Below are 22,542 nucleotides of genomic sequence, written 5' to 3'. Positions count from 1 at the left end.
TAAAAAGAAAATTTGATCCTAATAAATTTTAACGAAAGAAAGATCGCTACTGTAATGTAAAGTGAATGTTTTTAGCATTTAAAAGCTCCTTATGGGAGATAAAAAAATTGTCAAATGATACATTATCTATTTCAATTGTTTTTATCATTTTTTTACCTGTGGTTTTTTGAGAAGTGATAGTTAATGTATCTGAATTGTAATATTCTCTATCTAAATGAATACTAATTTTTTCAAATTTTGGAGTGCAAAAAGTGTAGAGAGGTGTTGCAGGTTCAACCGGATATATCCCCATCATTGAAAACACTACCCAAGCAGACATCGTTCCTGTATCATCGTTACCGGGTAATCCATCAGGTGTGTTTTTATAATACTTATCTAATAAGGAATTCACCGTTTTTTGAGTTCTCCACTCTTCTCCTTCGATATAATTAAATAGAAAAGGATATCCTATGTCGGGTTCATTTGCCATATCGAACTGTTGGTTATCAAAAACTTTCTGCAATTGTTCAAGAAAAACCTGATCTCCTCCCATCAAAGCTTTTAACCCGTCAATATCATGGGGTACCATAAATGTATATTGCCATGCATTCCCTTCGATAAAACCTAAATTTTTCACAAAGTTTGCACCTGTTTCGGGACGGTACGGAGTTAACCATGTTCCATCATTATTTTTAGGGCGTAGTAAATTAAATTCAGGATCAAAAAGACCTTTATAAGATAATGATCTTTTTGAAAAACGTTTGTAGTCTTGTTCTCTACCTAGCTCTTTAGCTAATTGCGCTATTGCATAGTCTGCAATATTATATTCTTGTGTTATTGATACCGAACCACTGTTAGTGGTTGCCGTGGTAAGATATCCCTTTTCTAGATAATCTTTTAGCCCAGGACGCAGAGGATTGTTTTCGATATGGTCTGCACTCTTTACCATTGCCTCATACGCTTTTTGAATATCAAAATCTTTTATCCCTCTTAAATAGGTATCGGCGATAATAATTCCCGCTGGATCTCCAACCATTGTAGTTGTTTCTGTAGCGTTTAGTTCCCACTTCGGAAGCCAACCCGACTCCTCGTAAATTTGCAACATACTTTTTATCATATTAGATTGTTGCTTGGGATATACAAGACTCATCAATTGATGTAAGTTCCTATAGGTATCCCAAAGAGAAAATACTGTATACCTAGTCCCATGGGTCTTTAATGTTTCTCTTGTTTTCATTTTCGGGTACTCCCCATTTACGTCATTCAATGTACTGGGGTGTATAAGTGTATGATACAGTGCTGTGTAAAATTTAATTTTATCATCTTCTTCACCTCCCTCAACTTCTATTTTAGATAAATATTGGTTCCACTCTTCATTAGTTTCTTTCCTAATCTGCTCAAAGGTTTTTAACCCTGTTTCTTTTTCAAGATTCTCCCTGGCATTTTTTATGCTCACATACGAGATCCCTACTTTTACTTCGACCTGGCCGGGAGCATCGAAATGATATTTCATATAGCCACCAATACTATCTCCTACAACCTCTTTGGTATATTGTTTCTTTAGTATAGTACTGTCATTGTATGCTTTCATCCATTCAGATTCTACCCCTTTGTATTTATTCCGGTTTTGCCAAACTCCAAATTCAACAGCCGGTTTTGAAAACTTAGCCACAAAATAAACAGGATATGTTTCATCGGGTTTATAGTAGCAAAAAGAACCTACCGTACGAAACCCTTCAATTTCGGTTGAAGAAACCATTTTTATCATTCCTCCTTGTTCATTGGTCAATCCCAATCCCAGATTAAGTAGAATATTTGCTTCTCCTTTTGGAAAAGAATATTTACTTACTCCAGATCGAGTGGTAGCAGTAGTTTCTACTTTGATATTATATTTATCCAAAGTGTTTGAATAATAACCTACTTTAGAAATTTCGTCTGAATATGTAGAACCATACTTTAAATGATTGGTTTGTAAGGTTCCTGTTGTTGGCATGGTAATAATTACTCCCAAGTCTGGGCAACCTACTCCACTTAAGTTGACATGACTAAAACCTGTTAAAAATGTATTTTCTTTTACATATGGGGTAGATAGCCATCGACTATCTTTTTCTAAAGGTAAATTTTGAGAACCTGCTACATTAAAAGGAGATACATTTACCATTCCTCTTACGGCTATCGGGCCAGGGTTAGTAGTTCCAAAATTAGATGTTCCTATAAATGGATTTACATATTTGGCAACCTCTTTTATTGGTATTTGCTCAGATTCTTGGTCTACAATAGCACCTTGTTTAAGTTCTTCTTGCTTACATGCCCCAAAAATAATACTAGCAAGGACTAAGAAAATCTGAAGAAATGTCTTTTGTTGAAAGGTTACCATAAAAGTTTATTGTTTATTACTTAAAGAGTAAGGTACAGCTTCGCTAGTATTTGCCCAATTTTTATTGGGGTCACTTCCTAATAGAAAATTTAATTCTCCTCCTTGTTGAATATCTTCAAATCTTAAATAACCTTTATCATACTCTTTTTGGTTTAAAGTAAGAGATTGAATATACATATTAGCATCTGAATTTTCAGGAGCTTTGATTTCAAAAGTTTTCCCGTTTTCCAAATGTAAAGTTGCTTTCTTGAATAACGGACTTCCAATAACATACTGGTTTACCCCTGGTGTTACAGGATAGAATCCTAACGAACTAAACACATACCACGCAGAAGTTTGTCCGTTATCTTCGTCTCCGCAATACCCATCAGGAGTAGCTGCATATAGTTTGGTCAATACATCTCGAATTTTTTCTTGGGCTTTATATGCCGCATTCGCATAGTTATATAAATAAATCATATGCTGAATGGGTTGATTGCCATGGGCGTAATTCCCCATATTTACGATTTGCATTTCTCTTATTTCATGAATCGTAAAACCATAATAAGAGGCATCAAAATCTGGAGGCATCGTAAATACCTCATCCAATTTTTTTTCGAACTCTGATTTTCCTCCCATTAATTGAATTAATCCCTCAACATCATGAAAAACAGACCAAGTATAATGCAAGCTGTTTCCTTCGGTAAAGGCATCTCCCCATTTTAATGGATTAAAAGGCTTTTGAAAACTACCATCTTCATTTTTACCTCTCATTAATTTGGTAGAAGAATCAAATAGATTCTTGTAATTTTGAGATCTTTCGTAGAAAGAATTAGCAACCTCTTGCTTGCCTAGTTTTTCTGCCATTTTTGCTATGGTAAAATCTGCATACGCATACTCTAACGTACGAGCGGCATTTTCATTAATCTTTACATCATATGGCACATACCCAAGTTCATTATAGTATTCTACCCCTTCTCTTCCAACTGATCTAATTGGGTTTCCGTTTGATAGGGGTCTACCTTCAGAAGTTGTTGCATTTTTAAGAATTGCTTCAAACAAAACCTCTGTATCCATGTTGGGTACTCCTTTCAGAAAAGCATCTACAATAATAGGTGCAGAGTTAGAGCCAATCATACAATCTCTGTGTCCTGGACTAGCCCATTCTGGTAACCAACCCGATTCTTTATAGGTATTTGTCAAGCCTTCCATAATATGCCCATTTAATTCTGGATACATCATATTGAAAAAAGGAAATACAGCTCTAAACGTATCCCAAAAACCATTGTCGGTAAACATATATCCCGGTAGCACTTTACCGTTGTACGGGCTGTAATGGACGATCTCGTTGTTCTCGTTAAACTCATAAAACTTCCTTGGGAAAAGAAGCACTCTATACAAACAGGAGTAAAAAGTTTTAATGCGCTCTGTGTTACTGTCTTCCAACTGAATCCTTCCTAATTCTTTTTCCCATTCTTTTTTTGCATTTTCTTTGGTTTGCTCAAAAGTATGATCACCAATTTCCCTGTCTAAATTTAACTGTGCTTGCTTTGGGCTTATAAAAGAAGAAGCCACTTTAACGTGCACAACTTCTCCTTTTTTGGTTTTAAACCCAACAATTGCACCTACATGTTCTCCTTCATTATCTTTAGAATTTTCAACCAATTTCCAACCATCTCCCCAGGTATGGCTTACTTCAAAATCTTTATCAAATTCAGCTACGAAATAGTTATGAAAATTATCTGGAACCCCGCCGCTATTATTTCGACAATATCCAATAATCTTTCTTTCTTCGGGGATAATCTTAACCATAGATCCTTTAAAAAAAGCATCTAGAATAATATAGGACTGCTCTCTCTCTGGGAATGTAAACTTAAAATGTGCTGCTCGCTCTGTAGGAGAAACCTCTACAGTGGCATCATGATCTGCTAAGTAGGTTTTGTAATAATGAGGTTTCACGACTTCGGCTTTATGAGAAAACCATGAGGCTCTTTCTTCTTCTTTATATTTAAGATCTCCAGTAACCGCCATTAACGAAAAAGCGGCGTAATCATTAATCCACGGACTCGGTTGGTGGGTTTGCTTTATTCCTCTTATCTTATTTTCATCATATTTATACGTCCAACCATCACCCATTTTTGATGTCATTGGTGTCCAGAAATTCATCCCCCATGGAGTTGCAATTGCGGGGTAGGTGTTTCCATTAGACAAATCGAAAGCAGAATCTGTTCCCATTAATGGATTTACCAAATCGGTAAGATTTTCTAACTTTTCAACGGGTTCTACAGCAGATTGCACTTCCTGGTTTTGTTGGCAGGAAAAGAATAAACACGAGATTAATAATATGGTTATATACTGGTTTTTCATTGCTTAAATTCTCTTAATAATTTACTAGTGCCGTGATTTTTATTTAATGTATACTTCAAGTAGTTTCACTTCAGATTTGGAATAAATAGAATACTTTTTCAAAATAGCAGGAAGTAACACAGTCTGTCCAACTTCTAAATCTACTTCTAAATCATTATCATATTGAATACTACATCCTCCACTTACACATATATAAATGACAAATGAATCCTTAAGGTTATCTGCTTCATAAGTATCATTATTTATCAGTAATTGATTAGTGGTAAAATACTCACAACTCACTAATTCTGTCGGTATGTTTTGCTTAGTTTCATAGGATGATTTATATATTTTTTCGGCCTTATAATCAATAGCATCCAATGCTAAGTCTGTATGCAATTCTCTATAATTACCATACTGGTCTGGCCTATCCCAATCATAAATACGATATGTAATATCACTAGTTTGCTGAATCTCTGCCAATAATACTCCCGCTCCTATGGCATGTACTCTACCAGTGGGAATAAAATATACATCTCCTTCCTGTACTTTGTCCTCGTTGAGGATGTTCATCAAGGTTTTATTATTGAGATGTTCCAGATATTCATCTTGATCAGAATCATTTTTAAACCCGACCACTAAATTTCCATTTTTTTCGGCATCCATAATATACCACATCTCAGTTTTACCAAAAGAGTTATGTCGTTCTTGCGCCAATTCATTATTAGGATGTACCTGAATACTTAGAGGTTCTTTTGCATCGATAAACTTAATAAGCAAAGGAAATTTGTTTTCAAAAAGTTCATACACATGTTTCCCAACTAACAAGTCTTTATATTCTGCTAAGATTTCGGGTAATGTTTTACCTGCCAAAGAACCATTAGATACTACCGACACATCACCATCGACATCAGATACTTCCCAACTTTCTCCAATATTATCTTTTATCGATTTTTTGTTAAAACGGGCACTCAGTTTATTCCCACCCCATACCTTTTCTTTTAATATTGGGTAAAATTTTAACGGATACAAAATTTTATCTGTAGCTGCCATTTTTGATTTACTGTATTAATATTTCATCAACAAAAAGCCATCCTTTTTGACCTACTCCCTGATGCCAACTAGGAAGTTTCCCTACATTATGCACTACTATCCTAATTTGTTTCGTATGTATAGTAGGAAACTCGATTTTAAAACGTTTTTTCTTTATTTCGGTCGCTTTGTTTTCATTTGTTGCGTCATAATTTATGGTTTCTATTTTCTCAAAAGGAGTATTTTCACTTTTGGCATAAATTTCAATCTTCTTTGGAAAAAAGATCCAGGATCCGGTGTCTTGCAGTGAACTTACTGAAACACTATTTATCGTTTGAGGTTCTTCAAAATTAATCTTAGTTACTAAATCATCACCTTCAAAACCGGCCCATTTCCCATCTGAAAAAGTAGTACTCGCTTCTACGAAATCAAATACTTTATACGATCCTGGGTATTTTACTGATGGTTTGTGTAGCATATCAAAATTTTCTACCCTATGTTTTATCTTAAAAAATTCTTCTTGCATCGTAGGGCTTGGTAACCATTCTTTTTGATACATTTTAGCTTTTAAGCTCACCGAATTGGTAATTTTAATCGGTTCAATATATCGAGAAGAAGTACTATCTGGTTCAGACCCATCCAGCGTATAATACAACCTAGCTTTTCGTAAAGGTTCATTAAAAACAATCTCTAAACTATCTTTAAAAATTGTTTGTTGTGTAACCAGCTTCGGGGGTTTTAAAGGTTTAATTTCTGCAAACCCTTCAAAAATTCCATGATGTATTACCGTTTGATCCTTTTGTATCATTTCAGCAGCATATTGCTCATCTACTTTGGTATTCCAAACATAAATATCTTTGGGAGAAATCTCATTAACAATCATAGAAAGTCCCTCGTTATCTACCAAAGTATTATGCAAGTTAAGAACCTTGATACCTTCTAAATCGACCAGATAATTTAATGTTTTGTTAGAGATTTTGTTATTGTCTAAGCGGAGATGCTCTAGTTTTTTTAATCTTTTTAAACCTTCGGACATATCATCTGTCAAATTGGTATTGTTCAAATCTAATTGCACCAATTGTTTTGCAATTCCTTTCAGGGTTGATATTGCTTCTTCAGAAATAGAATCTTTATCAAATTTCGCACTTAATTGGGGTTGATCTGTTGCTACTCTGTGTAAAGAAAAACCTGCTTTCACCACTTTATTTATAGCACTAATAGAAGCTTCTGGCACTATTTCTAGATCTTTTTCTAAATAATTAACCAGTAGATTAACCAAGGTATCATTATTCTCAAAAGCAAGGGCTTTATCTTTAAAACTTGCTCCATTATTGATCCAGTGTTTTAACAACCATAATTCGTTTGAGGTTATTTGATTTTTACCTGCTGGAGGCATATGATTTTCATCTTCTACAGGAAGTACAATTCTCTTTACAATGTTGCTGGCAATAGCGTTTCCTGGAAGAAGTCCTTTACCTTCGTCGCCTCCCTGTAAAATCATCATTTCTGAAATTAGGGACAACCCCCCTTTTTGTTTTGTAGCATTATGACACTGGATGCATTTGTCTTCAAGAATTGGGAATATTACATCTGAAAAATACTGAAGGCTATCTACAACTTTAGGTTTTTCTTTTTTTGTGGTTAAGGGTGAATATTGGGTTAGAAAAGTATCTCCATGCGTTAAAACACTTCCATAATGCCCTGTTATACTTATTAAAATTATAGTTAGTACAAACAAAGGGAAGTATAGCTTTTCTTTTGATGATTTTTTGAGCAAAAATAATATTGTAATTAGTATTGCTGTCCCTATTCCCGTATACATATGAATATTCGTAATTCCTTCTTCATAACCACCTTCAAGGGATAAAAAGTAACCCAATATACAGGCCAATATGGCAAAAACAGCACTAAAGCCTAATCCATTTTTAATAAGATTGTCTGAGTATTTTTTCTGAATACGACCTACTATTTCAAAATAAAACACCAATAGCAATCCCCCAATAGGAAGATGCAAAATTAACGGGTGAAAACGCCCTAGGAATAATAAAAACTCTGGTGTGTTATTTGTCGATTCCAAATAAAGTAATTCTGCCAAAAACATATCTAATAGTCCCAACATACATCAATTATTTTTGGTGTTAAAAATCCATTCATCCATAAAAAGCCATGCAGGGTTATCTCTACCTTGATGCCACTCAGGAATTGATGAAGTATTCGATATCTCGATTCGTATTTTATTCAATTCTTTTAACACTGGAATGTGAATATTCTCAAGGCTTATGCTACCTTGAGTTATTTTGTTATCAGAAATATCAACCGATAAAGATTCAAAACCACCTCCATCAGTAGAAATTTTGATAGTAATATCTTCTATAGGAAAGATCCATGCATCGGTATTTACCAAATACCCTATATCCAACGATTCTAAAACTATGTTCTTCTTAAAATCAATTTCGGCTATAAAAGGTTCTGTCACTCCAATCCATTGACCATCTCTAAAATTCAAACTTCCTTTTTTATGATTTACCAATGTACGGGTTCCTTGCCCAGGGTATTGCTCATTCAACGTAGAGATGATCGAAAGACGATCTACATCAATCCCTTTTTTATAAAAAATCACTGTTTCAGTTTCACTTGGTTTAAAATCTTCGTGAAAAGCCCTAAATGTATATTTCTCGGGTGTTGAGACTACAATAGTTTCTTTATATTGTTTCGATTCTTGAGTAGGCTCACTTCCATCAACAGTGTAAAATATATCTGCATTATCTAGCCTTAAAGAAGCGGTCATCAAAGAAGAACCATCTATAATTACATGATCTACTTCAATTTTCGGATTCGCTAGCTGTATTTCTTTTGCTTGTACAAAAGATTTCGATGCCAAACTATCCTTTTTATCGGTGTTACACGAATAAAAAAACACCACTCCTATTATAACTATTAAAACTCTCATATTCTGGTTAGTTTTATAGGATATGTTTGACCAGAGTTCCATTGAGCAACATATACATTATCATCTTCATCGATACATACATCATGAGGATGTTGAAATAATTTTATAGTTTGATACAATTCTGATAGTTTATCATTTTTGTATATCGGTTTTGTAGCACCAGGACAGGAAACAACTTCGTTTTTATTATTCATAATTAATAGAAAACCAGAAGCATCATGGGTCGATCCTTTAGATTTAAGCACCGCAAAATAAATTTCATCTTTATGAATGACTGGCCTGCATATTAAAGCTCCTGGAACCGCTATAGAAGATAGAAATTCACCTTGGAGAGAAAATCTTTTTAAAACATTTTGCTCTCTAGCAGTGATCAGTAATACAGGGTTATCTTTATCTCTTTGATCTAGGCAGATGCCATGAGCATTCAAAAACTGATCATTCTCGGTTCCTTTGCCTCCAAAAACGTTTAATAATTCTCCTTTATGATTGTAATGGGAAATAAATTGATTTCCATAGCCATCTGCTACATAGAAATCTCCGTTTTCAAGCACTGTAGTCTCGGTAGGTTTAAACTCTCCTTTGTTTTTGTATTTACCTGAATCTGCCGGATAATCTAACGTCATTACCACCTTACCATCTATAGTGGTTTTAATCACCTGATGACGCTCATAATCGGTAATAAAAAGAAAATCTTCTCCATTTTCGACAGAAAGTGTTAGACCATGTGCTCCGGGATAGTCCGTCCCCCAAGTCTCTATTAACTTCCCTGATTTGTCATAAATAATGATGTTGTTTTTTATATGATTTGTGAGCAGTACAATTCGCCCTTTAGAATCCTGAATAATTTCATGGCAATCGTTAACAGGAACTTCAGAAGCATTCAAATTCCCCCAGCTCATATCTACCTTATACTGGTGAGTATTATGACCAATGATCAAATCTTTGGAAGTATCAAACCTGTATGCTCCAGAGTACATAGGTAAAGTGAGCATTCCTGCCGAAACACAAACCGATTTATGGAGAAAATTTCTTCTATTCATACTTATCCCAGGTATTAAGCGATAATATCATTGATAACATGACCATGCACATCTGTTAATCTAAACCTTCTTCCCTGGTGTTTGAACGTAAACTTGGTATGATCAATTCCCATAAGGTGCATTAATGTTGCCTGAAAGTCATGAATATGCACAGGATCTTTTACTACGTTATACCCCAACTCATCGGTTTCTCCATAGGTGAATCCCGGTTTCACACCTCCTCCCGCCATAAAAATGGTGAAAGATCTCGGGTGATGGTCACGACCATAATTGGTATCTGTAAGTGTTCCCTGGCTATAATTGGTTCTTCCAAACTCGCCTCCCCATATTACCAGGGTTTCTTCAAGTAATCCTCTTTGTTTCAAATCTAAAATAAGCGCGGCAGATGCCTGATCTACATCTTTGGCCTGTTTCTCAATTTGAGTGGGAAGATTATCATGCTGATCCCAACCCATATGATACAACTGTACAAAGCGTACATCTTTTTCTATTAGCCGTCTGGCTAGTATGCAGTTTGCTGCAAAAGTTCCCGGAATCTGAGAATCAGGACCGTACATTCTAAAGATATGATCCGGTTCATCATCTATATTCATAGTTTCAGGAACAGAGGTTTGCATTCGATAAGCCATTTCATATTGAGCGATACGGCTATTGATTTCGGGATCTCCAAATTCTGATTCTTGTTTATGATTTAACTCACTTAAATAATCCAACATTTTTCTGCGATCTAATCTGGACATTCCATCTGGGTCTTTTAAGTACAGTACTGGATCTTTTCCTGATCGGAATTGAACTCCTTGATGAAGCGAACTCAAAAACCCATTTCCCCATAGCTTCGAATACAAAGGTTGTGCATTGGGCCGCCCGGTTCCTCTGCTTAATAACACAGAAAAGGCAGGGAGATTATTATTGAGACTTCCTAAACCATAGCTCATCCAAGATCCAATACTAGGTCTACCCGATTGTTGCGATCCTGTCTGAAAAAAAGTAATCGCCGGATCATGATTTATAGCATCAGTCTGCATTGATTTTATAAAACATAGTTCATCTACTACTTTAGAAACATAAGGCATCAAACTACTAACCCATGCTCTGGATTCTCCGTATTGTTTAAATGTGAAGTTACTATCTACCAATGGGAAACTTGCTTGACCAGAAGTCATACCTGTAAGTCGTTGACCTTTTCTAACAGATTCTGGTAAATCCTGCCCTCTCATGTCTGTTAGTTTTGGTTTATAATCGAATAAATCTAACTGTGAAGGCCCTCCACTCTGGAATAGGTAAATTACTTTTTTCGCTTTAGGTGCGAAATGGGGTAATTTTAAAGATCCCGGACTTAAATCCAAATTCTGAGCAGTATCTGACGCTCGAAACATTTGTACAGGGTCAATTAAAGAACCTAAAGCTAATCCCCCAATCCCTAATCCTACTTTCTTTAAGAAATGTCTCCTGTTATTATTATTAAAATGCTTGAATAACTCGTTCATGACTATTAACTTTTGGTAATTGTTTCGTCTAAGTTGAATAACAAACTAACTAAAGCCGTATACGCTTTATACTCTTTTTCATCAATACCTTTTGGCAATTCTCTAGTACTTTCTGAAAACTCCTTTGTAATCTCACTTTCGGCATTCTCAATTCGTTGTTCATTCAAGTATGCCGATAACTTATTTACTTCTGACTCATCTGGTTTTCTTGAAGTTATTTTTTGAAATAAAGTTTCAATCTTTTTTGGTTCTGAAGAAGAATTGTTTTTTAATACTTGAATAGCCATCACTTCTGAAGCTTCTATAAACTGTGGATCGTTCATTAGCACTAAAGCTTGCAAAGGTGTACTGGTTTTTTGTCGTTGTACTGTACAAAAATCTCTGGAAGCAGCATCAAAAGTGAGCATCGAAGGAGGAGGTACGGTACGTTTCCAAAAAGTATACAAACTTCTCCTATACAACCCTTCTCCTTTATCCTGAATATATTCGGTAAGACCAACTCCAGAGGTAGTTTCAGCCCAAAGGCCACTGGGCTGGTAAGGTTTTACACTTGGCCCTCCAACTTTCTCAACCAACAATCCACTAGCAGCTAGTGCATTATCTCGAATAGCTTCGGCCGGTAATTTATACCGAACTCCCCGTGCCAATAATTGATTCTCCGGGTCTTTTTCTAATAATTCTGGAGTAATTTTAGAATTTTGCTGATAGGTTGCAGATAAAGCCATTCTTTTTAGCATACGTTTAATATCCCAACCTTCTTCTTTAAAAGTAACGGCTAACCAATCTAATAATTCTGGGTGAGTGGGTAAAGCTCCCTGGTTACCAAAATCATCTGCAGTGGCAACAATACCTGTCCCAAACATTTGTTGCCATAGGCGGTTAACCATTACTCTTGCTGTTAAGGGATTGTTATCATCAAAAAACCAGGTTGCTAGCCCTAATCTATCTTTGCTATACTCTTCAGAAAACGGAAGTACATTTTCTGGTAATGCATAAGGCACTTCCTCTCCTGGGGCGTCATAAAGACCTCGATTCAATAATTTATTTTTTCGGATTCCCTTTTCATCTTTCATTACCATCAATTTGACTTCGGCAATAGAATCAGGTATATTCATAAATGATAACTTGGCATCGATTGTTTTTTTATCGAGAGTGATATACGGTTCAGGTATTTCTCCATAATCCATTTGTCCCTTTTCATTCAATTGATTGAAAAAACTATACATCCCGTAAAATTCTTCTTGAGAAATTGGGTCATATTTATGATCATGACAACGCGCACATTCCATAGTAAGCCCCATAAATGCTTTTGCAGTAGTATTGGTTCGATCCATCACATACTCTACACGATACTCTTCATCTATAACCCCTCCTTCTTGAGTGATTTTATGATTTCTATTAAACCCAGAGGCTACTATCTGTTCTAAATTTGCATTATCAATTTGATCTCCTGCCAACTGCCATTTTACAAATTCATTATATGGTAGATTTTCGTTAAAGGCATGTATTACCCAATCTCTCCAAGGCCACATCGTGCGCTCCAAATCATCTTGATACCCATGGGTATCGGCATATCGTGATACCTCCATCCAGTCTAACGCCATGCGTTCTCCATATGCTTTAGATGCTAGTAATCGATCTACTACTTTTTCGAAAGCATTTGACGATTTATCTTTAACAAAGTCTTCTATATCTTTAATAGTTGGTGGCAAACCCGTAAGATCAAAAGATACTCTTCTTATTAATCTTTCTTTTTTAGCTCTATCGGCAGGCTTAAGTTTTTCATTTTCTATTCGCTTAAGAATAAAAAAATCGATTTCATTCTTTACCCAATCCTGATTTACTACTCTAGGAATCGAAGGTTTTTCTGGAACTTTAAATGACCAGTGTGAATCCCATTTTGCTCCCTGTTCGATCCATTTTTTTAGTACTTCCTTCTCATAATTACTCAAGGTTAAATTAGAATCTTTAGGAGGCATAACTTTAAGAGACTCCTCAGTGTAAATTCTCTTTATCATTTCACTATTTGCAATATCTCCTGGTATTACCGCATAACGATCTTTATTTTCTCCCAAAGCTATATAGGCGCCGTCTTTGGTGTCAAATCGAAGTCCGCTCTCCATTGTTGCTTCGTCCGGCCCATGACACGCAAAACACTTGTCAGATAGAATTGGTTTTACATGAAAACTATAACTTATGTTATTAGGTATCGCTTGTTCTAACTCACCTTCGGCTCCGGTCTGTTCTGTACTTGTCTCTGCGTTTTTTTTGAGTGCTACATATTCCTCATTTGGAGAGGAAAACATCCACTTTATAAAAATTGCAGCAATAAAAAAAATCAAAAAGTACATCAAAGCTTGTCTCTTTTTCATCTGTTGATTTCTTTTGGTTATACAATCAAATTCTTAGTTTATCTTATAATCTGCATTTTTCAATTCATTGTTAACAAGAGAGTTTTTAACAGCATAATTAAATCCGGGTCTTAAGCAATATGATCCATATTCTCCGTTTTTATTTAATGCTATAAAGCCAACTTGTAAATATTCTAAATCGCTGTGATTTTTATGTACTTTATAAATACGTTCTACAACTTCTTTACAAGCTTCATACGGTGATTTTCCTTGTCGCATTAGCTCTACCACCATAGCGCTTCCTGCAGTTCTAATTATGGCCTCACCAAGTCCCGTTGCTGCTGCAGCTCCTACTTCGTTATCTAAAAACAACCCTGCTCCAATTATAGGAGAGTCTCCTACTCTCCCATGCATTTTCCAGGCAGCTCCACTGGTAGTACACGCACCAGATAAATTACCATCTTCATCTAGGGCAAGCATGCTAATGGTATCATGATTCTCTATATTAATAGTTGGTTTGTAATTTGATGTTTGCAACCATTCTTCATATGCTTTTTTAGAAGCAGGAGTAAGTAAGTTTTCTTTCTCAAAACCCTGTTCCAATGCAAACTGTAAGGCGCCTTCGCCTGTAAGCATAATATGCGGTGTATTTTCCATAACCTTACGAGCCACAGAAATTGGATGTTTTATATGTTGTAAAAATGATACAGCTCCACAGTTACTGTTATGATCCATAATACATGCATCAAGAGTTACATTACCTTCTCGATCTGGAAAACCTCCCAATCCAACAGTTTGAATATCGGGATTTGCTTCAGCTGTTCGCACTCCTAATTCCACAGCATCTAATGCATTTCCTCCGGTTTCCAATACTTTCCAGGCTTCTTCATTTGCCGGCACACCATGATTCCAGGTAGAAATTACCACTGGTTTTACCGAATTAACCTCTTCTTTCTTTTCTATATTAAGACTCTCGCTCTTTTTTTCGTTGGTACAACTCAAAAAAACAGCGATTAACATCAGTATGGAATAGCGATATGTATATTTTCTTATTATCATTGATATATCTTATTAATTTCGGGTAATCCCATATTTATAAATTTCGCATCATTGGGTTTATCGCTCATTTCAAATTCTAAAACTCCTCCATTTATAATTGTCTTATGAGTAATAAATAATTGTTCCAGAGACGTTCCATTAAGTGTAACATTTGAAATGTATGTATTCTCCTTTGAGAGGTTTTTGGCCTTGATTGTAAAAACTTTTCCTTCTGGCAATTGTATCACAACTTCTTCAAAAATGGGTGATGTTAAAAGATAAGTTCCTTGTGCCGGGTTTACAGGGTAAAAACCAAGCGAGCTAAAAATATACCAAGATGACATTTGCCCGCAGTCCTCATTCCCGCAATGCCCATTAGGTTGATTTTGATATTGTTTTGATAAAATCTCCTGAGTTAATTCTTGAGTTTTAGAAGGTCTTTTAACATAGTTATACAAGAATGCTACATGATGGCTTGGTTCATTTCCATGGGCATATTGTCCAATCATACCTGTACTAAATATGGGTAATTTATCTCCTGGTTCGGGAGCATAAGAAAACATAGAATCTAGTTTTTGCGTAAATCGTTCGTTTCCTCCCGTCTTTTCGATTAAACCATCGATATTCTGAGGAACAAACCAATAGTATTGCCAGGCGTTACTTTCACAGAAATATGGTGTATATTCTTTGGGGATAAATGGTTCAATAAAATCTCCATTATTGCTTTTAGGTTGTATCCAAGATCTTTTATTGTTATAGACGTTTTCCCAATTTTTTGATCGATTGATAAAGTATTCATAATCATCTTCTCTTCCCAAATCTTTTGCAAACATGGCTATGCACCAGTCGTCATATGCATATTCTAGTGTTTTTGAAACCGACCAATTTTCGTGATGCTCATCGATTGGGATATATCCCAAACTCTTATATACATCAATTTGTCGATCGTTTACCATAGCACTCTCCTTACAAGCTTTATATGCAAGCTCAACATCAAATTCAAATCCTTTAAAATAAGCATCCACAATTACAGGAACCGCATGATAGCCGATCATCATGTTGGTTTCATTTCCTTGCATAGACCACACGGGTAGTTTGTTGGTTTCTTTATAATGTGCCAAAAGAGACTTTATCATATCTGGTACACGTTCTGGTTGAGTAATGGTATATAGAGGGTGTGCAGCTCTAAAGGTATCCCATAGCGAAAATGTATCATACCTATCAAATCCTACTGCACGAGCAATAGTGTCATTGGCTCCTTTATAGTTCCCGTTGGTATCGCTTAATAAAGTTGGTGCCAACATAGACTGATACATCATTGTGTAGAAAATTGTTTTCTTATCTACATCAGCTGTGGTTATCTTCATCTTTTGTAATTCCTTCTCCCATGTTTCCTCTGCTTTTTTCTTGTAATGGTCAAAGTCAAAATCCTTTGTTTCTTGTTCTAAGGAAGCCAATGCTCCTTGAATATCTGCAGTAGAAAGACCTGTTTTTATGACGATCTGTTCATTTTCGGAAGTGTTATAATTGACTACAATTTTTGTATTTTCTCCTTGTACAGGTAAAGAATTTATACTATCATTTTTAAATACCGTATAGCCATGAAATGGCTTAGAAAATTGCATTACAAAATAAACTCTTTGATCCTTTGCCCAACCGGTAGACTTTCGATACCCATGAAGTGTTGAGTCGTTGACTTTTTCTATAAAAGTATCCGTAGGTTTATCCCAATTAAGAGCATACCCTAAATCTATATGTATTGCAGTTGCAGAATCTTTAGGAAATGTATAACGATGTATTCCTACTCTTTTGGTAGTGGTAAGCTCTGCTTTGATACCATAATCTAATAAATCAACGGTATAATATCCTGGTGCAGATTTCTCTTTTTCATGACTAAACTTAGAAAATGGTTTATAATTGTTTTCTTTTATTCTTTCTGAAAACCTGCTATTTGTGGGTATTACCAAAATATCATATAAATCACCGGCTCCGGTACCAGTAAGATGGGTGTGTGAGAAACCACTAATGATAGAATCTTTATAATAATATCCTGCAATACGGTCCCACCCAGGAATTCCTATGTCTGGACTCAGTTGTACCATTCCGAAAGGAAGAGTAGCCCCGGGATATGTGTTCCCGGGACCATCGGTTCCTATAAAAGTATTCACATATGAGGTCAATAATGATTCGGAAAAAGCATTATTCTCCCTCTTGGCTTGTTCCTCTTTACAAGACCAAAGAAATAGCATGATGACGATATTTATGTATACTGTTTTCATTAGTCCGATTTCATCAGGAAATGTGCATTTTAGTTGTTTTTTGAAGATTTTATTACTGCAAACTGCTCATCTGTTATTGCCTCACCGTCGAAAAAAGATACCCCAGAAGCTCCATTGTTTTTTGCCAACTCAATAGCTACAGAAACATCTTTTGCGCTCATAGGTGGCAAATAAATACCCGTATGTAGTTTGGTATTTTTTCCTTTAAGGTCTGCTACTCCTTGTCTAGTAGCAAAACCTACCCAATCTACAGTTTCGTTATAAAAATTATAATAGATCATGGGTAAAACTTCATCTACATTCCATTTATCCCAACGTTGTCGTACCATATGATCTGCCATTTCAGGATAGGGGAAAACCGCTGCCGTCAATTTTTTCCCGTGTTTATGTGCTATTTCATACGCACCATCTACAACCGCTTTGATTTCATTTAATCTAAACTGTTTCCACTCAATATCTATTGCTGGAACTTCAGATTGTCTAATATCTTTACCATATAATCGTTCAAACTTTTCTACCGAAGCTTTAGAATAATCAAAATCAAAATCTGGCAACTCTTCATTTTGTACCAAATTATACTTTGGCAATAGTCCCACGGGTAAATAAACATCTGGATATCTTATATAATCTAGATGTACGCTGGCTACGTCCTTAACTTTTGCCAAACCTTCTACCAAATCCCAAACATGTTGTCGCGCTTCTGGATGACTAGGAGATAACCACTGGTAGTAGTCTACATAGGGTCTATCGTCAAAACAAGATTTGCCACTTCTGCTTACCATATACCAATCTGGATGTTGCAAAGCAATCTTATCATCTGGTCTGTTCATGGTAAACATCCATGCATGAACTTCTAACTCTTCTCTTACTGCCAGTTGGGTTAATTTTTCTAAAATTTTAGGATCTGCAAAAGTATTAATCAACACAGCGTCTATGCCATTATTTTTATATTTCTTGAATTCGGTTGTATACTCCTCATCTGTTTTTTCCTGGTTAGCGGTTATCCATGTCCAATATTTAAAAGGTTCTGTTTTCATTTCTAACACTCCTTCTTTCTGTGTAATTGTTTCCTTTTTTTCTTCGGCTTGACAACCGATAAGAATAAGTATGATTACTAGATATATACCTTTGATCATGTTCATATCAATCTTCTTTTTCAACTATTTTACCGTCTTCTTTTATGATGAATAAACGATTAGTAAATGGGCTCACTACTGTTATATTAAATCCTGTTTGATGATTTTCTAAATTCCGTATAAGTCTATTCCCTTCTATTTCAAGGTTACTTGAAGAAATTTCGTCAAAAGTAGTCCCCCATCGTTTGTTTTTCTTGTAGAACTCTTTTTGTTTTCGATACTGCTCATATAAATATTGTTTCACTATATGATCTTTAGGTATTTCAAAGGCATCTTGCTCTCCAGCTTTTTTTGAGGAGAAATATACGTACCCCCAATCTTCTGGGCGATGCATATTAACCACTCCCATAGGAGACCAAACCCAATTGTATTCTGACTCGAATTTTCCTTGTTTGTTTTTCTTTCTTTGGTATCTATTTTGTTCGAGCTGAAAATCCCAATTTACCCTCGAAAAATTCACTCTCCAAAAAGTATCTTTTGGAATGTTTTTATGATAATAAGAAGTTCTAAAAACTTTGAATGGGATAGCTACTTCAAGTGTCCACCTTTTATCAACATCAGATGGGTTATTTATAGTACCATTTATTTTTACTGCTGATTTTAAGCCATTCGCATCCCAATCGTTTAATACGGGAGTTCCTTCTCTATAAGGTTTGGTAATGAATAAATCCCAAAGCGTATTCAGGGCATTAATTTCGAATTCATAATAGTTATGAGTATCATTATCTGGATCTATAAAAATTTCAAAATCATTATTATAGAAAATAATAGTATCTCTTTGTTTTAAGTTTCCCCAAACATGAGGTTCTTCCATTTTGGCTAAAAAATACACGTATTTTTGATCCCATAACATTTTTACAGATGTTTTATACTTAGGAGTTTTTATACCCTCGATATCTATAAAGTGTTCTGTTGCTTTTACTTTTTTCCAGGATTCTTCAGATTCATTTCCATCTATATCAATAGATTGATCGGTAAAATATGCTATATATTTTTTAGGAGATACCCGCTCATTACTCTCCTGTGCATAAGACCAAAATACTACGAATAGAAATACAATCAAGCATTGTATATTACTATATTTTTCTACGCTGTAAATATGGTCTTTTGTTTGAATCATGATTATAAGGTATTGTCCTTAGTAAACTTAATAATTTCGCTTATCCTTCCAAAGGCAATGGCCACTGAGGTATCTGCGGCACCATAATAAATGGTTACTTTATCTTGTTCTATATCTTGCAGTGTAGCACAAGGAAAAATTACATTGGGCACATCACCTATTTGTTCATAATATACAGATGGAGATAGGAGATAGGGCTTTGTGCGATATTTTACATTTTCAGGATGTTTTTCATCTAAAATTGCTGCTCCCATGGCATAACGAAATCCATTGCAAGTATTAATAACACCATGATAAAACATTAACCAACCTTCTTCTGTTAAAAATGGCACCGAACCTGCTCCAATTTTGGTGCACTGCCAGGCACTTTCTTCAAAGGGGGCAACCTTCATTACATTTCGATGTTCTCCCCAATATTTCATATCTGGACTGTAACTAATAAATATATCTCCAAAAGGAGTATGCCCATTATCACTAGGTCTACTTAACATAGCATATTTCCCATTGATCTTTTGGGGGAATAAAACTCCATTTCTATTAAAAGGTAAAAAGGCATTTTCGCATTGAAAAAACTCTTCAAAATCATAGGTATATGCAATCCCTATTGTAGGCCCATGGTACCCATTGCACCAGGTAATCCAATATCTATCTTCGATAAAAGTGACCCGAGGATCATATTTATAATCGGAATGAATCATTTTGGTATTCCCTTGTTTCATTACTATGGGGTCATGGTTAATTTCCCAATTGATACCATCTTTACTAAAGCCAGCGAAAATATTCATTTGTACTGCCTTATTATCACATCTAAAAACCCCGGCAAAACCATCTTTAAACGGAACCACTGCGCTGTTAAAAATGCTATTTGAGGAGGGGATAGCATTCCTATGAATTATTGGATTTTCCTCATACCTCCAAACTACATCGGTAAACCCTTTTGGCGGGTCCTGCCAGGGAATATTACTCATTGGTTATCTTTTAATAAATTTATGAATATTGAAGTTTTGTTGCCCTTCAAGTTTCAAAATATAAATACCACTATTTAAATTTTGTAAGGCATCAAACTGAATGTGATCTTGCCCTGGTATTACCTTTTTCGCACTCACTAATTGTCCAGAAAGATTGAATATCTTAGCACTTGTAAAACTATGACTTCTCAATAATTTGATTTGTAAAGATTCTTTAATTGGACTTGGATAGATTAACACATCTTTGTCTGCCAAATTACCTATAGGTTCATCGTCGAGTTCATCTACAATATTTATACTTTTATTCATAGTGAGATTAGCCGATCGCGTACTTTCGTAAATTCTAACATTTCTAAATGAACTATTATTGCCGCTACCAGCGTCGTTATCATTTACAAGAATCAGATTCATGGTATTTCCTGTGTAAGAATTACCAATAGGGATCACATATGTTTTATAACTACCGTTAGCATCGTAATTATCATGGGTTCTAATTCCCCAGTTCTGAGTACCATGTACTTTAAAAATTCTATTGCTACTTAATGAATTGTTTTCATCAAAGCCAATACCATGAATTTCTCCTTCATTAGAGCTTTTAAAATCAAATTCTAACATCGTATTAGCTGTTATTGTATATGTACTTGATGACCGTTTCCAAGTATTATTTACCAATCGGGCAGTTTCACCATTATCTTCTATAAAGTATGTCCCATCAGCATCTTGATTAGAATAAGATCCCAATGTTACGGTATTAAAATCGATGCAATCTCCACACCCAACGGGAGGATTGGTAGCACTTGCTGGCCCTATTAATTCAATTTCGCAGATTTGGGTCATTGAGATTCCTCCTCTATTCTTGGTAGTATTTAAACGATAATAGGAATAATTGGTTGTGTTAATGAAGCTAAATTCTTTACGCTGAAACCTAGTAGACCATGTTTGTCCTACCCAACTATTTAAGTTAGTCCAATTGGTTCCATCATTTGATCCTTGAATGTTAAAGTCTTCTGGGTCTCTATCGGGCACATCGTTTGCGCTGGTGATTGCTAGTTTATTTACTACAACGGCATTAGGTAACTGTATCTGAATCCAACTAGGGTTGGCAGCTCCAGGTATCCCACCATTATCTAACCACTTACTCCAATTGGTATTTTGGGTACCATTGGTACTTAAATTATCAAAAGCTCTATTGGCTGATTCTGCACTATTTATTTCTGCCCTAGCGGTAATGGTTCCTGTTCCAACGGGATCTGTATGATCTACCTCATTGGTATTTGTATTGGTGGTAGTAAAGCTCCATACCGTGCCAGTTGTGGTTCCTATGGTATTTACCTCATCTATTCTCCAGTAATATGTGGTATTTGGATTTAAAATACCCGGATTAAAGGTAGTTCCAGGTTGATTTCCCTGAGCATCTCCCGATCCCAAGCTAGAAGTGGTTCCAAAAAACACATTATGAGAAGTCGCTTCAGATCCTGCAGACCAACTTAACGAAATATTGGTACTCACATTGGTTGCATTATTTGAAGGGTTAGGAGCACTAGCCGTTCCTGGCGCATTGCCCGGAGAAAGAGCATTATTAATTGCCGTAGCATATCCAGCCACGTCTGGACTATTATCAAAATCATCATAAATCCACATAAAACCTCCTGTAATTCCGCAACTGTTTTGCCAAGAGTTCATCCTACTTTCTACTGTTGCTATACTAGACTGCCCCGATCCTCCCCAAAGTCCAGGATATACCGGTATTCCAAAATCCCAGGTTGAAGAACAAGGATTATTACCGCTTCCTCCTGCATAGCATTGTAGATAATTTCTATCTATATTGCCAGGATAATCAGCATTTACCTGACTTACCAGAGCACTCCAAAAGCTACTTCTGGTATAGGGTACAATAGCATTTTTATACCCTAATCCTGCAAGCATTTTTGTAAATGCAACTGCTGATGGCACATGATATGTTCCTTCATCATCATTGTTAAATGCATCTATCCCTGGAATGGCATTCTTGAGCGCTAAAAAGTTTTCATACAACGTTGTACCAGGACCAAATCCTTCGGAGTTATAAAAATTGCGAACTGCATCAAATGTTCCAGAACCCGCTGCACTCAACCCAAATTCTACCCTATTAATTGATGTTGGCGCAGTTTTTAACCTAACAATATCGTTTGGAAAGTTAGGATATGTATTACCGCCAACATAAACCCCGTTTTGCACCAGTGGGAACTCTCCATTAAATCCTAAATCACCATTTGCCTCTATATGAATTGTCCATACAATTACCGTAGTGTATCCAGAATTACGTAATTCATCAATCGAAACATTTCTATTATTATAGATTGGTCCTCCGGCATAAATAGCCGTTTCCTGAGCGTTCATCTGAAAACTCACTCCTATCCAAAATAGAAGTAGTATTAATTTGAAAATGAATCTGTATGTTTTCATAATATTAATGGTTTT

Annotated in this window: 14 protein-coding genes; all 14 read right to left on the bottom strand. The window is 35.6% G+C overall.

Going from position 1 to position 22,542, the window contains the following annotated elements; translation table 11 throughout:
* Positions 1 to 46: 46 nt before the first annotated feature.
* Genes M0D21_RS05445 through M0D21_RS05380 form a run of 14 tightly spaced genes read right to left on the bottom strand, consistent with a single transcriptional unit; the run spans position 47 to position 22,527 of the window.
* Positions 47 to 2,356, bottom strand: a complete 2,310-nt coding sequence (locus tag M0D21_RS05445; RefSeq protein ID WP_248327438.1) for a GH92 family glycosyl hydrolase — start codon at positions 2,354 to 2,356, stop codon at positions 47 to 49.
* Between the two features lie 6 nt (positions 2,357 to 2,362).
* Positions 2,363 to 4,702 (bottom strand): GH92 family glycosyl hydrolase, encoded by a 2,340-nt coding sequence (locus M0D21_RS05440; RefSeq protein ID WP_248327437.1) that lies wholly within the window; start codon positions 4,700 to 4,702, stop codon positions 2,363 to 2,365.
* A gap of 39 nt (positions 4,703 to 4,741) precedes the next feature.
* Positions 4,742 to 5,734, bottom strand: a complete 993-nt coding sequence (locus M0D21_RS05435; protein WP_248327436.1) for a type I phosphomannose isomerase catalytic subunit — start codon at positions 5,732 to 5,734, stop codon at positions 4,742 to 4,744.
* A 7-nt stretch (positions 5,735 to 5,741) separates the two neighbouring features.
* The gene (locus M0D21_RS05430) at positions 5,742 to 7,832 is read right to left on the bottom strand and encodes a c-type cytochrome domain-containing protein (RefSeq protein WP_248327435.1); all 2,091 of its coding nucleotides are present in this window, start codon (positions 7,830 to 7,832) and stop codon (positions 5,742 to 5,744) included.
* Between the two features lie 3 nt (positions 7,833 to 7,835).
* The gene (locus M0D21_RS05425) at positions 7,836 to 8,663 is read right to left on the bottom strand and encodes a chitobiase/beta-hexosaminidase C-terminal domain-containing protein (RefSeq protein ID WP_248327434.1); all 828 of its coding nucleotides are present in this window, start codon (positions 8,661 to 8,663) and stop codon (positions 7,836 to 7,838) included.
* The gene (locus M0D21_RS05420) at positions 8,660 to 9,703 is read right to left on the bottom strand and encodes an NHL repeat-containing protein (protein ID WP_248327433.1); all 1,044 of its coding nucleotides are present in this window, start codon (positions 9,701 to 9,703) and stop codon (positions 8,660 to 8,662) included. The genes M0D21_RS05425 and M0D21_RS05420 overlap by 4 nt, the downstream gene beginning before the upstream one ends.
* 14 nt (positions 9,704 to 9,717) lie before the next feature.
* Entirely contained in the window at positions 9,718 to 11,190 is a 1,473-nt protein-coding gene (locus M0D21_RS05415) for a DUF1501 domain-containing protein (RefSeq protein ID WP_248327432.1), read from the bottom strand.
* Positions 11,191 to 11,195: 5 nt separating this feature from the next.
* Positions 11,196 to 13,562, bottom strand: coding sequence for a PSD1 and planctomycete cytochrome C domain-containing protein (locus M0D21_RS05410; RefSeq protein WP_248327431.1), 2,367 nt, complete (start codon positions 13,560 to 13,562; stop codon positions 11,196 to 11,198).
* A gap of 33 nt (positions 13,563 to 13,595) precedes the next feature.
* Entirely contained in the window at positions 13,596 to 14,600 is a 1,005-nt protein-coding gene (locus tag M0D21_RS05405) for an isoaspartyl peptidase/L-asparaginase family protein (RefSeq protein ID WP_248327430.1), read from the bottom strand.
* On the bottom strand, positions 14,597 to 16,858 hold the full coding sequence (locus M0D21_RS05400; RefSeq protein ID WP_248327429.1) for a GH92 family glycosyl hydrolase: 2,262 nt from the start codon (positions 16,856 to 16,858) through the stop codon (positions 14,597 to 14,599). The genes M0D21_RS05405 and M0D21_RS05400 overlap by 4 nt, the downstream gene beginning before the upstream one ends.
* Positions 16,859 to 16,887: 29 nt before the next feature.
* Positions 16,888 to 18,000 (bottom strand): family 10 glycosylhydrolase, encoded by a 1,113-nt coding sequence (locus M0D21_RS05395; RefSeq protein WP_248327428.1) that lies wholly within the window; start codon positions 17,998 to 18,000, stop codon positions 16,888 to 16,890.
* Position 18,001: 1 nt separating this feature from the next.
* Entirely contained in the window at positions 18,002 to 19,114 is a 1,113-nt protein-coding gene (locus M0D21_RS05390) for a carbohydrate-binding family 9-like protein (protein WP_248327427.1), read from the bottom strand.
* A gap of 2 nt (positions 19,115 to 19,116) precedes the next feature.
* Complete coding sequence (locus M0D21_RS05385) at positions 19,117 to 20,082, bottom strand: glycoside hydrolase family 130 protein (protein ID WP_248327426.1); 966 nt, start codon at positions 20,080 to 20,082, stop codon at positions 19,117 to 19,119.
* A gap of 3 nt (positions 20,083 to 20,085) precedes the next feature.
* Entirely contained in the window at positions 20,086 to 22,527 is a 2,442-nt protein-coding gene (locus M0D21_RS05380; RefSeq protein ID WP_248327425.1) for a T9SS type A sorting domain-containing protein, read from the bottom strand.
* Positions 22,528 to 22,542: the final 15 nt, after the last annotated feature.

Source organism: Aquimarina acroporae, assembly GCF_023195925.1.
GTDB lineage: Bacteria > Bacteroidota > Bacteroidia > Flavobacteriales > Flavobacteriaceae > Aquimarina > Aquimarina acroporae.
The sequence above is the reverse complement of the archived record's forward strand: the minus strand, read 5'-3'. Positions and strand labels throughout refer to the sequence as shown.

Coding starts and splice junctions, on each gene's coding strand:
- M0D21_RS05445 (WP_248327438.1), bottom strand. CDS start 2,356: ATGGTAACCTTTCAACAAAAGACATTTCTTCAGATTTTCTTAGTCCTT.
- M0D21_RS05440 (WP_248327437.1), bottom strand. CDS start 4,702: ATGAAAAACCAGTATATAACCATATTATTAATCTCGTGTTTATTCTTT.
- M0D21_RS05435 (WP_248327436.1), bottom strand. CDS start 5,734: ATGGCAGCTACAGATAAAATTTTGTATCCGTTAAAATTTTACCCAATA.
- M0D21_RS05430 (WP_248327435.1), bottom strand. CDS start 7,832: ATGTTGGGACTATTAGATATGTTTTTGGCAGAATTACTTTATTTGGAA.
- M0D21_RS05425 (WP_248327434.1), bottom strand. CDS start 8,663: ATGAGAGTTTTAATAGTTATAATAGGAGTGGTGTTTTTTTATTCGTGT.
- M0D21_RS05420 (WP_248327433.1), bottom strand. CDS start 9,703: ATGAATAGAAGAAATTTTCTCCATAAATCGGTTTGTGTTTCGGCAGGA.
- M0D21_RS05415 (WP_248327432.1), bottom strand. CDS start 11,190: ATGAACGAGTTATTCAAGCATTTTAATAATAATAACAGGAGACATTTC.
- M0D21_RS05410 (WP_248327431.1), bottom strand. CDS start 13,562: ATGAAAAAGAGACAAGCTTTGATGTACTTTTTGATTTTTTTTATTGCT.
- M0D21_RS05405 (WP_248327430.1), bottom strand. CDS start 14,600: ATGATAATAAGAAAATATACATATCGCTATTCCATACTGATGTTAATC.
- M0D21_RS05400 (WP_248327429.1), bottom strand. CDS start 16,858: ATGAAAACAGTATACATAAATATCGTCATCATGCTATTTCTTTGGTCT.
- M0D21_RS05395 (WP_248327428.1), bottom strand. CDS start 18,000: ATGAACATGATCAAAGGTATATATCTAGTAATCATACTTATTCTTATC.
- M0D21_RS05390 (WP_248327427.1), bottom strand. CDS start 19,114: ATGATTCAAACAAAAGACCATATTTACAGCGTAGAAAAATATAGTAAT.
- M0D21_RS05385 (WP_248327426.1), bottom strand. CDS start 20,082: ATGAGTAATATTCCCTGGCAGGACCCGCCAAAAGGGTTTACCGATGTA.
- M0D21_RS05380 (WP_248327425.1), bottom strand. CDS start 22,527: ATGAAAACATACAGATTCATTTTCAAATTAATACTACTTCTATTTTGG.